Genomic DNA, 12,277 nt, shown 5'->3' on the forward strand with positions numbered 1-12,277 from the left:
CTCGACAACAGCTACACGGTGAATACCCAGTCGCTCAGCCAGCTGGTGCCGACGCTGTACTACAACTCGGCCAATCCCCGGAACACCGCGTACACGATCCGCGGCCTGGGCTCGAACACCTTGTCGGTCAGCGCTGCCAATGACGGCATCGAACCGGGCGTCGGTTTCTATGTCGATCAGGTCTATCACGGCCGCCCGGCCACGGCCTCGTTCGATTTCACCGACATCGATCGCATCGAAGTGCTGCGCGGCCCGCAGGGCACCTTGTTCGGCAAGAACACCACTGCCGGTGCCATTCACGTCATCAGCCGCGAACCGACGTTCACGCCGGAATTGAACGGGGAAGTGTCGCTGGGAGAATTCAATTTCCTGCAGGCCAAGACCAGCTTCTCCGGGCCGCTCCTCGATGATGTGGTGGCTGGTCGCATATCGGGCCAGTTCACCCGGCGCGATGGGGTCATCCACAATGTCAGAACCGATGTTGATGAGAACGAGCTGAACAATTACGCCTTGCGCGGTCAGCTGCTGTTCCTGCCGATGGAGAACCTGAAGCTGCGGCTGATCGCCGATGTCTCCGATCTGGACGCCGCCTGCTGCACGCAGAGTTTCCTGCGGGTTGCCCAGAGCCGGCGCAGCCCCGCGCGACAGTTCCCGGCATTGGCCGCAGGCCTCGGCTACGAGCCGCCTAGCCGCGATGTCTATGACCGCCTGACGGACATCGACGCCGATCTGCGCATCAATACTCAGGACGGCGGCGCTTCGCTGATCACCGAGTGGAATCTGGGCACGCAAACCCTGACCTCGGTCACCGCCTGGCGCTACTGGGACTGGAACGTCGCCAACGATCGCGACTACATCGGCGTGCCGATCCAGACACTTCAGCGCATTCCCTCGCGCCAGGATCAGTACAGCCAGGAATTGCGCATCGCCACCCATGGCGCCGGGCCGCTGAACTATGTCGGCGGGCTGTACTTCTACACCCAGGAAATTTCCGGCCAGCCGACCAGCGTCTACGGCCCGGCAGCCGCGTACTGGCTGCTCAATCAGGCGAACTTCACGGCGACGATCCCGCGCGATCTGCTCGATGGTTACGGGCAGATCGGCCAGTCGCGCTTCGATGTGAAGAGCTACGCGGCCTTCGGTGAAGTGAGTTACGAAGTCATCCCGCGCCTGACCGGCACCCTGGGCCTGCGCTACACCTACGAGGACAAGAACGGCAGCTACGCGACGCAGGTGTTCGGCGGCCCGGATCTGACGCAGTACAACGCGGCGACCGCGGCAGAACTGAAGCGCGCCCAGCTGTCGATCCTGCGCCCGCAGAATTATTCGGCGGCGGACTCCGGCGGCAATGTGTCCGGCCGCGCCAATCTGGCCTATCAGCTGACACCAGGCCTGCTGAGCTACGCAAGCTACGCCTATGGCTTCAAGTCCGGTGGCCTCAATCAATCGGGGCTGCCGCTGGACGCCCAGAACCAGCCGGCGCTGGCCACGGCGGTGATCAAAGACGAAAAGAACTCGACCATCGAACTCGGCCTGAAGTCGACCTTGTTCGATGGCCGTGCGACGGCGAACCTCGCTGTCTATCGGTCCGTCGTCGAGGACTATCAGGCCAACGTCGTCTCGAACCTTGAGACGGCAGCGCTCCGCTCCTATCCGGCCAATGTTCCCGAAGTGAGAGTGCAGGGCGTTGAACTGGATGTGGTCGCGCTACTGTTCAAGGGCTTCCAGGTGCGCGCTTCGGTGGCTTACGCCGATGGCGAGAACACCGACTATCCCGCCGGACCGTGCCCGCTCGAAGTGCAGACCGCTGCCACCGTGGCCTGCAATCTCACCGGGGTCCGGCTGGCGGGTTTGTCGAAGTGGGTCGGCACCGTCGGCTTCGATTACACGCTGCCGGCAGGCCCGGGCGCTGTGATCGTCCACGTCGATACGAACTCGCGCACCGGCTACAACAGCGATACCTCGGCATCGCAGTACACCGAGATCAGCGGCTATACGGTCACCAATGCCAGCCTCGGCTACCGCTTCAGGACGGGTTGGGAATTCGATGTCTTCGCCCGCAACCTGTTCGATACCGACTACATCACCGCGTTGACCATCCAGACCGGCAATTCCGGCCTGATCCTCGGTCAGCCCAGCGATCCGCGCATCGTCGGCATGACGGTCCGGTACAGATTCTGACCAAGGCTAAGATTCCGTCCGACGAATCCTCAGCCGCCGGAACCCGAGCATGACTACCGAAGACGACCGCGCGGCTGCCCTTGACGAAGCGCAATCGAAAGCCGCTGCGCTGTTCGCGCGGATCGAGCAGAGCCTGATCCGGCCAGGGGTTTCCGAATCGCAGCTGACTCGCGAAATCGCCGAGCTGGGGCTGCGGGAATTCGCCATCGAGCGGAACTGGCACAAGCGCCTGGTGCGAGCCGGCGCCAACACGCTGGCACCGTATGACGATGATCCGCCGGAGCTGACGCTGGGCGAAGACGACATCGTCTTCGTCGATCTCGGGCCGATCTTCGAAGCCTGGGAAGCCGATTTCGGACGCACCTACGTGCTCGGCAACGATCCCGCCAAGCTGCGCCTGCGCGATGACGTCGCCACCGCTTTCGCAGCGGGCAAACACTATTTCGAGCAACACCCGGAGATCACCGGCAGCGAGCTGTTCCGCTATCTGCAGTCACTGGCGACTGACGCGGGCTGGGAATTCGGCGGCCGCATTGCTGCCCATCTGGTCGGCGAGTATCCGCACAAGAGCCTTCCGGAGAATCGCAGCGTCGGCTACGCGGACGCCAACCACCATCAAGTGATGCGCGGGCTGGATTCACTGGGACGACAGCGGCACTGGATCCTGGAAATCCATTTCGTCGATCGCGAGCGGCAGATCGGTGCGTTCTACGAAGAGCTGCTGACGATTGGCTGATCCGCTGTGTTGCTGCGCTTCATCAGCGACCGGGTCAGGATCAACGCTGTCACCGCGACAGCTGCCGCCGTCAGTGCCGCGGCCGAGAAGCCGGCTTCGAAGGCTGCTTTCAAGCTGTCGCCGACGCTGTCGCGCATCGCTGCGGGCAGGCTTTGCAGGGCGCCGCCAACATCGCCCGCCGTATAGCGCTTGGCCACGGCCAGTGCGGCTGGGATGTCGATGCCCCAATCGCCGGCAACGCGGGTGATGTGCTTCGAAGTCACTGCGAGCAGCACCGCACCGAGGCCGGCGACGCCGAACAGCAGGCCGCTGAAACGCGCTGTTGCACCGAGGCCCGAGGACATGCCGGCGCGCTGGGTCGGCACGGCGTTCTGCATCGCTTTCGCGGTCTCGCCGTTGAGCAGGCCGGCACCGCTGCCGGCGCACAGCATTGCGATTGCGAACGGTAGATACGAGGCAGCAGCACTCGCCAAGGTCGCCAGAGCGAGATTCGCCAGCGCGGTGATCGCCAGCCCCAGACACAGGATCGAGCGCGATGACCAAGTCGTCGCCAGCGAGGCGCCGACCCGCGGCACGATCAGCATCGGCAGCGCGAATGGCAGCATCGCCAGGCCGGCGATCATCGGCGTGTAGCCATAGGTGTTCTGCAGATACAACGGCAGGTAGAAGATCATCACCTGCGCACCGCCCGCGTAGCCGAGCATCGCAAAGGCGCTGCCGACGAAGTTGCCGGAACGGAACAGCCCGAAGTCGACCATCGGCCGCGTCTGCATCCGCTCGACTGCAACGAAGGCCGCCAATAGCGCGACACCACCGCCGAAGCGCCACAACACGGCCGGCGCGAACCAGCCCAGGGCATTGCCGTCGATCACCGCCCAGGTGAGCAGGAACAAGCCACTGCTGAAGGTGGCGACGCCAGCGTGATCGAGGCGCTTGGCTTCCGGGTCGCTCGACTCGGGAATGACTTTCAGCGTCGCCACGATCAGCACGGCGCAGATCGGCAGGTTGATCAGGAACACCCAGTGCCAGCCGAACAGGCTGGAGATGACGCCGCCGAGGATCGGGCCGCAGGTGATCGCCAGACCGAGACTGGCGCCCCAGAAGGCATAGGCCCTGGCGCGTTCGGCGGGTGGGAAGCTGTGGTTGATGATCGCCAGCGCGGCGGTCAGCAGCAGCGCGGCGCCGACGCCTTGCAAGGCGCGGGCGAGATTGAGCATCAACGGCGACACCGCCAGCGCGCAGAGCAGCGAAGCCACTGCGAAGATCGCCTGACCGAGCAGCACGGCGCGGCGACGGCCGTAGAGATCACCGAACGAACCGGCCGCCAGCAATAGCGCTGCGAAGGGCAGCACATAGGCGGTGACCACCCACTGCATGTCGGCGAAGCTCGCCTGCAGCGAAGTCGCGATCGTCGGCAACGACACCGCGACAACGTTCGAATCGAGCATCACCAGCGACGACACCAGCGAGGCGATCAGCAGGATGCTGCGCTGCCGGGACTTGGGCGGACTGCTCATCGCTCAGGACCCGGTGTTCTCGGCCGGATTCCAGCCACCGCCCAGTGCCCTGAACGACGCGATGGCCGCGCGGGCCGCTTCGGTCTGCGCCTGGGCGCGGGCATCGCGGGTGGCCAGCAGGCGGCTATCGGCATCGAGCACTTCGATCAGGCTGACCACGCCGCCCTTGTAGGCCGCCAGCGAGGCGTCGCGAGCGCGGACATACGAGGTTTCGCCGCTGGCCAGGCTGCTGGCCTGCGCTTCGCGGCGGACCAGCATCGAAAACGCATCCTCGACATCCTGCGAAGCCCGCAGCACCGACAGCTTGTAGGCAGCCAGCGACTCGGCATTGCGGCCGCGCGCTGCTGCGATTTCGGCATCGACTCGGACGAAGTCGAAGATCCGCCAGCGCAGGCCGAGCATCGCCCGCGCCTGACCGGCACCGCCATCGAACAGGTTGCCGGACACCGTCGTCGCCGTGCCGAGCAGGCCGCTCAGTGACAGCTTCGGGTAGTACTCGGAGATCGCCGCGCCGATTCGGGCATTGCTCGCCGCCAGGCGTCGTTCGGCGACGATCAGATCAGGCCGGCGGCGGATCAGATCGGCCGGGCCGCCGGCATCGGCAATCATCGGCGCCACCGGAATCGGCGAGGGCAGGGACAGCTCCGCACGATGAGTGCCCGGTTGGGTGCCCAGCAAGACATCGAGCGCGTTCGAGACGGATTCGAGTGCCGCTTCGAGCACCGGAATGCCAGCCTCGACCTGGGCCAGCGCGCCTTCGGCCTGGCGCATCTGCAGTTCGGCGGCGACACCGGCTTCGTATTGCAGCTTGATCGTCGACAACAGGCGGCGCTGGGTCTCGGCCTGCTGGTTGGCGATGGCCAGGCGCGCCTGCAGGCCGCGAATGCCGACATAGAGATCGGCAGTCTGCGCAGCCACCGCAAGGCGGGCGGCAGCGATGCCGGCGCGCGAAGCCTGGTATTCGGCGATGGCCGCTTCGCGATCACGGCGCTGGCCGCCGAACACGTCGATTTCCCAACCGGCACCGATGCCGGCTTCGTAGTAACCGCCGTTGCGATCGAAACCCGGGATTGCGTCCAGCAGCCGTCCCTGCGGCGTCTGCAAGGACAGATGGGCGCGCGCCGCCTGGGCCGAAACTTCGCCGGACGGCAGCAGCGCCGCAGTCGCGAACTGCAGCGCGGCGCGGGACTGGCTGACTCGCGCCAGCGCCTGGGCGATGTCGAGGTTGTCGGCCAGCGCCTGGGTCACCAGTTGCGTCAGCAGCGGATCACCGAAGCCCTGCCACCAGCTGACCAGATCAGCGGCTGGTGCCGCTTGTCGCTGGTCGATACCCTGCCGGTTCTGGAACTGCGCGGGTGCGGCGAGGTCTGGCTGCTGGTACTCGGGACCGACGGCGCAACCCGCCAGCAGAGCGCCGACGAGACCGGATGCGAAAGTTCTGGAGGCGATGGACATTGGAATTCCGCGATGACAGGTAGTGACGATATTACGTATTGGTCACTAGTTGTCAATTCGGTGCCACCCGCGATATATCTAAAAACATGAACGACATTGCACCAACCGCCGACGCCGGCCAGCGCGGGCCGACCGATCACACCATCCGTGACCAGATCGTCACGGCCGCCGGCCAGCACTTCAGCCGCTACGGCTACGGCAAGACAACGGTCTCCGATCTCGCCGAGGCGATCGGCTTCTCCAAGGCCTACATCTACAAGTTCTTCGAATCCAAGCAGGCGATCGGCGAAGCGATCTGCAGCAACACCCTGGCCGCGATCAGCGCCGACGTGATGGCCTCGGTCGCCGAAGGTCGCACCGCCACCGACAAGCTGCGCCGGATGTTCAAAGTCACTGTGGACAGCAGTTGCAAGCTGTTCTTCGATGACCGCAAGCTCTACGACATCGCCGCCTACTCGAGCCTGGAGCGCTGGCGCTCGTCGACCTCGCACATGGAACGGATGTTCGAACTGCTGAAGCAGATCGTTCTCGAAGGGCGTGCAGCGGGCGAGTTCGAGCGCAAGACGCCGCTCGACGAAACCTGCCGCGCGATCTTCGGCGCCATGCAGTCGTACATTAATCCGGTGATGCTGCAGCACAACCTGGACCGCGTGCCGGAAGCGCCGAACGAGATCATCAGCCTGATCCTGCGCAGCCTGGCGCCCTGATCCTGCGGATCAATCACCGCTCGCTCGAATGTGACCAGTTGACAAATTGGTCACTCGTTGTCGAAACTGATGGCTCACCTTGTTGGGAGAGCGACAGTGTCTTCATCGAAATCGATCGGCGCCTGGCTGGCTGGCGCGCTGCTGCTTTCCGCTTGCCATCATCAGGAAGCTGATCCGCGAACCGGCCTTCCGCTGGTGCGGACTGCCGAAGCCGGCAGCGCGACTTCGGCCGGACGCGGCTACACCGGCATCGTGTCGGCAAGGGTGCAGAGCGATCTCGGCTTCCGGGTAGCCGGCAAGATCGTCGAGCGATTGGTCGATCCGGGCGAGACGGTCAAGCGTCTGCAGCCGCTGATGCGCATCGACCGGACCGATTTCACTTTGGCCACAGCGGCGCGCGCCGGCACCGTCGAAGCGGCGAAAGCCCGAGCGCTGCAGACCGCTGCTGATGAAAAGCGCTATCGCGGCCTGGTCGCCGAAGGTGCGGTATCGGCCTCGGCCTATGACCAGATGCAGGCTGCCGCCCTGGCCGCTGCTGCCGAACTGAGCGCCGCGCAGGCGCAGATCGACGTGGCCCGCAACGAAGCCGGTTATTCGGTGCTGCTGGCCGATGCCGATGGCGTGGTCGTCGACACCCTGGCCGAGCCCGGACAAGTCGTCGCCGCCGGCCAGACCGTGGTCCGGCTGGCCCGTTCCGGCCCGCGCGAAGCGACCATTCATCTACCGGAAACCCTGCGCCCGGCGATCGGCTCGGTGGCACGGGCCAGCCTTTATGGCAGCAGCACCAGCAATGGCGGCGCCAAGCTGCGGCAGCTGTCGAGCGCAGCCGATCCGCGCACCCGTACCTATGAAGCCCGCTATGTGCTCGATGGCGCAGCCGCCGCTTCACCGCTCGGCGCGACGGTGACCATCTACATCGCCGAACCTGCAGACCAGGCCGCGATGCAGATTCCGATCAGCGCCGTATTCGACAACGGCAAGGGGCCGGGTGTCTGGGTGGTTGATGGCCAAAAGACCAATGAGCCGCAGGTGTCCTGGCGTCCAGTGGTGCTGACGGCGATCGCGGACGAGACCGCGACCTTGGCCAGCGGGCTGGCAGCCGGTGATCGCTTCGTCACGCTCGGCCCGCATCTGCTGCATCAGGGCGACAAGGTCCGTATTGCTGCTGCATCTGGCGCAGGCCAAGCGGCCGCTGCGCACGGAGCTGCCCAGTGAGCGGCTTCAACCTGTCGGCGCTGGCGGTTCGCGAACGCGGCGTCACGCTGTTCCTGATCATCGCCATCTCGCTGACCGGCCTGTTCGCCTTCCTGAAACTCGGCCGCGCCGAAGATCCGAGCTTCACCATCAAGGTCCTGACCGTGGTCACCGCCTGGCCCGGTGCCACCGCGCAGGAGATGCAGGATCTGGTCGCCGAGCCGCTTGAAAAGCGCATGCAGGAACTGAAGTGGTACGACCGCTCCGAAACCTTCACGCGTCCTGGCCTGGCGTTCACCACCGTGACCTTGAAGGACTCCACGCCGCCCAAAGAAGTACCGGACGAGTTCTACCAGGCGCGCAAGAAGCTCGGCGACGAAGCGGCGAAGTTGCCGCACGGCGTTGCCGGCCCGTTCATCAACGACGAGTACGCGGATGTCTCGTTCGCGCTTTACGCGCTGAAGGCCAAGGGCGAGCCGCAGCGTTTGCTGGTGCGCAAGGCGGAAGAACTGCGCCAGCGCCTGCTGCACGTGCCGGGCGTGAAGAAGATCAACATCATCGGCGAGCGGCCGGAGCGCATCTTCGTCGAGTTCTCCTATGCGCGCCTCGCCAATCTGGGCATCTCGGCGCGCGACATCTTCGCCGCGCTCAGTGATCAGAACCTGGTGACCCCGGCCGGCTCGATCGATACCAAAGGGCCTCAAGTGCTGGTGCGTCTCGATAGCGCGCTCGACGATCTGCAGAAGATTCGTGATACGCCGATCGTCGCGGCCGGCCGCACGCTCAAGCTGTCGGACATCGCCGAAGTGAAACGTGGCTACGAAGACCCCGCCACCTTCCTGATCCGCAATGAGGGCGAGCCGGCGCTGATCTTGGGCGTGGTCATGCGCGACCGCTACAACGGCCTGGAACTGGGCAAGGCGCTGGAGGCCGAAGCGGTGGCGATCTCGGCTGAGATGCCGGTGGGCATGAGCCTGACCAAGGTTTCGGATCAGGCGGTGAACATTCGCGAGGCTTACGACGAGTTCATGCTGAAGTTCTTCGTCGCTCTGGTGGTGGTGATCGCGGTCAGCCTGATCAGCATGGGCTGGCGCGTCGGTCTGGTGGTTGCCGCAGCGGTGCCGCTCACGCTCGCCGGCGTCTTCATCATCATGCTGGTGACCGGCCGCGACTTCGACCGCATCACCCTGGGCGCGCTGATCCTGTCCCTGGGGCTGCTGGTCGACGATGCGATCATCATCATCGAGACCATGGTCGTGAAGATGGAAGAAGGCCTCGACCGCATCGCCGCGTCGACGTACGCCTGGAGCCACACTGCCGCACCGATGCTATCCGGCACCCTGGTCACGGCGATCGGCCTGATGCCGGTGGGCTTCGCCAAGTCCGGTGCCGGCGAATACGCCGGCAACATCTTCTGGGTGGTGTCGTTCGCGCTGCTGACGTCGTGGGTGGTGGCGGTTGTGTTCACGCCGTACATCGGCGTCAAGCTGTTGCCGGACATCAAGCAGATCGCGGGCGGTCACGCGTCGATCTATGGCACGCCGCGCTATCGGCAGCTGCGCGGCGTGATCGCCGGTACCGTGCGGCACAAGAAAAAGGTCGTGCTCGCGGTCGTCGCGGTTTTCCTTGTGTCGGTGTTCTTGCTGGGTTTTGCCAAGAAGCAGTTCTTTCCGATTTCGGATCGTCCGGAGGTTTTCGTCGAAGTGCAGATGCCGGAGGGCACCAGCATCGGCGTCACCAGCGAGGCGGTCGCGAAAGTCGAGGCCTGGCTCAAGCAGCAGCCCGAGGCCCTGCGGGTCACCAGCTACATCGGGCAGGGCGCGCCGCGTTTCGTGCTGTCGATTTCACCGGAGCTGCCAGATCCTTCGTTCGCGAAGATCGTGGTGCTTACTGCGGATCCGAAAGCCCGCGAAATCCTCAAGCGGCGGGTGCGTGAAGCAGCTGTGTCCGGCCTGGCGCCGGAGGCCCGCATCCGCGTCACACAGATCGTGTTCGGGCCGTACTCACCATTCCCGGTCGCGTTCCGGGTGATGGGGCCGGAAGAAGGCACGGTGCGCGAAATAGCCGAACAGGTGCGCGCGGTGATGCTCGCCAATACCTCGATGCGCCAGGTCAATACCGATTGGGCCGAGCGGGTGCCGACCCTTCATTTCGTGCTCGATCAGGATCGCCTGCGCGCGATCGGCCTGAGTTCGCACGACGCCGCCGAGCAGCTGCAGTTCCTGCTGACCGGTGCGCCGGTGACCCAGGTGCGCGAAGACATCCGCACGGTCGACGTGGTGGCCCGCAGTGCCGGCTCCGATCGGCTCGATCCCGCCAAGCTCGGTGCCTTCACCTTGATCGGCAGCGCCGGCCAGCACGTGCCGCTGGATCAGATTGGCCATTCCGAAGTGCGCATGGAGAATCCGGTGATGCGGCGGCGTGACCGGTTCACCACGATCACCGTGCGCGGCGATATCGGCGAGGAGTTCCAGCCGCCCGAAATCTCCCTGCAGGTCATCAAGCAAATCCAGCCGATCGTCGACCAGCTTCCGGCCGGCTACAAGATCGAGCCCGCAGCCGCGATCGAAGAAGCCGGCAAGGCCAACGTCGCACTTGCGGCCGTGTTCCCGATCATGCTGATCCTGATGATGATCGTCATCGTGTTTCAGGTGCGCACGATCTCCGGCATGGCGATGGTGATGCTGACCTCGCCGCTGGCACTGGTCGGCGTGGTGCCGACCTTGTTCCTGTTCAACCAGCCGTTCAGCTTCAACACGATCATCGGCTTGATCGGCCTGGCCGGCATCATCATGCGCAACACCCTGATCCTCATCGGTCAGATTCACATCAACGAGCAGGCAGGCTTGAGCCCTTACCACGCCGTGGTCGAGGCCACTGTGCAACGCTCGCGGCCGGTGATTCTGACCGCGCTGGCGGCGGTGTTCGCCTTCATTCCCCTCACGCTGTCGGTGTTCTGGGGCTCGCTGGCCTTCACCCTGATCGGCGGCACCATCGGCGGCACCGTGCTGACCCTGGTGTTCCTGCCGGCGCTGTACGCGATCTGGTTCCGGATCAAGCCGGAAACGAGCCAGCCCGAGCATCTGCCAGCACCGCTTTCCAACCGAGGCCTCGCAGACGCATGAACGACACGATCGAACTGCACGGCACCCGTACCGGCAACTGCTTCCGCGTCGCCATCGCGCTGGAAGAAGCCGGCCTTGCCTATCGCGTGGTGCCTGTCGATCTCGCGGGCGGCGAGCATCAGCGCCCGGAACATCTGGCGCTGAACCCGGCTGGCAAGGTGCCGACCATCGTCGCCAGCTCGCCGGGCGGGCAGCGCCTGGTGCTGTCGCAATCGAACGCGATCCTGCTGCACCTGGCCGAGCGCGCACCGGGCCGGCTGCTGCCGGATACCGATCCAGCTGCGCGAGCCCTGGCGCTGGAGCGCTACCTGTACTTCGTCACCGACGTCATCGCGCCCAGCCACTCCGGGTTCTTCCTGAGTCGCGTGCCGGCCAGCGGCAATGGCGCCGAACTGCTTAATCAGCGCTCGCTGGACGCGATCTACGCGGCGGATCACATGGTCGGCGCATCAGGCTTCATCAGCGGCGACCGCTTCGGCCTGGCCGATATCGCCGCCTTGACCATGCTGCTGTCGATCGAACCGAAGCTGGACTGGGCGCGGATTCCGCGTCTTCAGCGCTGGCTCGAAGCGGTCAGGACGCGGCCTGCCGTGATCCGCGGTTTCAAGGCGTTCGATCCGAGCTGAGAGGACCGCCGCCACGCTCCATCAAACGCACCAGCGCATATAGCACGCGATTGACCGGCGTCGGCACCTGCAGCCGTGCGCCGGTCTTGACGATGTAGCCATTGAGGTGCTCGATCTCGCTGCGCCTGCCGGCGGCAAGGTCCTGCGCGGTGGACGAATACTGCGTGGCCATCGATTCGGCGATCTTCTCGATCGCGAGGCGCGGATCACTGTTCACGCGGATGCCGGCAGCGGCGGCAACGGCCAGGCATTCCGCCGCGGCGTCGTGCATCACCGCAAGTACCTGATCGCGTTTGACCAGTTCGCCGTAAGGCAGCTGCGGAATCGCCGACAGGGCATTGAACGCGCAGTTGATGATCAGCTTGTCCCAGAGTGCCGCGAGCACATCGTCGGAAACCGCCGTCGGAATGCCTGCCGCAGTCAGCAGGGCGGCGATCTCCGCGCTGCGCGCCGAGGCACCGATCAGCAGATCGCCACGGCCGTGATGACGGACGTGACCCGGCCCGGCCATTTCCACCGCCACATAGACCACGGCGGGAATGACCGGCCGGCCGAGCAACTGAGCGAGGCGATCGGCATTGTCCACACCGTTCTGAAGACTCAGCACGACTGTGTCTTGAGCAAGATGCGGCGCCAGGTCCCGGCCTGCGCTTTCGGTGTCACCGGATTTGACGCAGACCAGCACCAGCTCTGCGTCCGCTGCTGCTGAGACCGAGACCGTGGCGCGGACCGGCAG

General features: G+C 65.1%; 9 protein-coding genes. 6 read left to right on the forward strand and 3 right to left on the reverse strand.

Annotation, left to right across the window (positions count from 1 at the left end):
- Window positions 1-2,181: TonB-dependent receptor (locus Q0D45_RS18290; protein WP_293396179.1), on the forward strand; the 2,181-nt coding region annotated here is incomplete at its 5' end.
- A 49-nt stretch (window positions 2,182-2,230) separates the two neighbouring features.
- The gene (locus tag Q0D45_RS18295; protein WP_293396182.1) at window positions 2,231-2,917 is read left to right on the forward strand and encodes a M24 family metallopeptidase; all 687 of its coding nucleotides are present in this window, start codon (window positions 2,231-2,233) and stop codon (window positions 2,915-2,917) included.
- On the opposite strand, the gene Q0D45_RS18300 is transcribed toward Q0D45_RS18295, so the two are convergent.
- On the reverse strand, window positions 2,890-4,434 hold the full coding sequence (locus Q0D45_RS18300; protein ID WP_293396185.1) for an MFS transporter: 1,545 nt from the start codon (window positions 4,432-4,434) through the stop codon (window positions 2,890-2,892). The two genes, Q0D45_RS18295 and Q0D45_RS18300, sit on opposite strands and share 28 nt — an antisense overlap.
- Window positions 4,435-4,437: 3 nt before the next feature.
- Window positions 4,438-5,889 (reverse strand): efflux transporter outer membrane subunit, encoded by a 1,452-nt coding sequence (locus Q0D45_RS18305; RefSeq protein ID WP_293396188.1) that lies wholly within the window; start codon window positions 5,887-5,889, stop codon window positions 4,438-4,440.
- Between the two features lie 86 nt (window positions 5,890-5,975).
- Between Q0D45_RS18305 and Q0D45_RS18310 the strand changes: the two genes are divergently transcribed.
- From Q0D45_RS18310 to Q0D45_RS18325, 4 genes are all read left to right on the forward strand, one after another.
- A complete protein-coding gene (locus Q0D45_RS18310; protein WP_293396191.1) occupies window positions 5,976-6,596 on the forward strand; it encodes a TetR/AcrR family transcriptional regulator in 621 nt (206 codons plus the stop codon).
- Between the two features lie 96 nt (window positions 6,597-6,692).
- Window positions 6,693-7,811 carry an efflux RND transporter periplasmic adaptor subunit gene (locus Q0D45_RS18315; protein WP_293396194.1) on the forward strand — a complete coding sequence of 373 codons (1,119 nt, stop codon included), beginning with the start codon at window positions 6,693-6,695 and terminating at the stop codon, window positions 7,809-7,811.
- Entirely contained in the window at window positions 7,808-10,915 is a 3,108-nt protein-coding gene (locus Q0D45_RS18320; RefSeq protein ID WP_293396197.1) for an efflux RND transporter permease subunit, read from the forward strand. The genes Q0D45_RS18315 and Q0D45_RS18320 overlap by 4 nt, the downstream gene beginning before the upstream one ends.
- Window positions 10,912-11,541: a glutathione S-transferase family protein gene (locus tag Q0D45_RS18325; RefSeq protein ID WP_293396200.1), complete on the forward strand. Its 630-nt coding sequence runs from the start codon at window positions 10,912-10,914 to the stop codon at window positions 11,539-11,541. The genes Q0D45_RS18320 and Q0D45_RS18325 overlap by 4 nt, the downstream gene beginning before the upstream one ends.
- Here the strand turns inward: Q0D45_RS18325 and Q0D45_RS18330 are convergent.
- On the reverse strand, window positions 11,519-12,277 hold a 759-nt coding region (locus Q0D45_RS18330; protein ID WP_293396203.1), incomplete at its 5' end, for a 2-dehydropantoate 2-reductase. The genes Q0D45_RS18325 and Q0D45_RS18330 overlap by 23 nt on opposite strands.

The sequence above is a fragment of the Nevskia sp. genome, assembly GCF_023266035.1.
Taxonomy (GTDB): domain Bacteria; phylum Pseudomonadota; class Gammaproteobacteria; order Nevskiales; family Nevskiaceae; genus Nevskia.

Excerpts from the sequence above, each read along its gene's own strand:
- Q0D45_RS18305 (WP_293396188.1), bottom strand. The coding sequence starts at position 5,889 with ATGTCCATCGCCTCCAGAACTTTCGCATCCGGTCTCGTCGGCGCTCTG.
- Q0D45_RS18325 (WP_293396200.1), top strand. The coding sequence starts at position 10,912 with ATGAACGACACGATCGAACTGCACGGCACCCGTACCGGCAACTGCTTC.
- Q0D45_RS18300 (WP_293396185.1), bottom strand. The coding sequence starts at position 4,434 with ATGAGCAGTCCGCCCAAGTCCCGGCAGCGCAGCATCCTGCTGATCGCC.
- Q0D45_RS18310 (WP_293396191.1), top strand. The coding sequence starts at position 5,976 with ATGAACGACATTGCACCAACCGCCGACGCCGGCCAGCGCGGGCCGACC.
- Q0D45_RS18295 (WP_293396182.1), top strand. The coding sequence starts at position 2,231 with ATGACTACCGAAGACGACCGCGCGGCTGCCCTTGACGAAGCGCAATCG.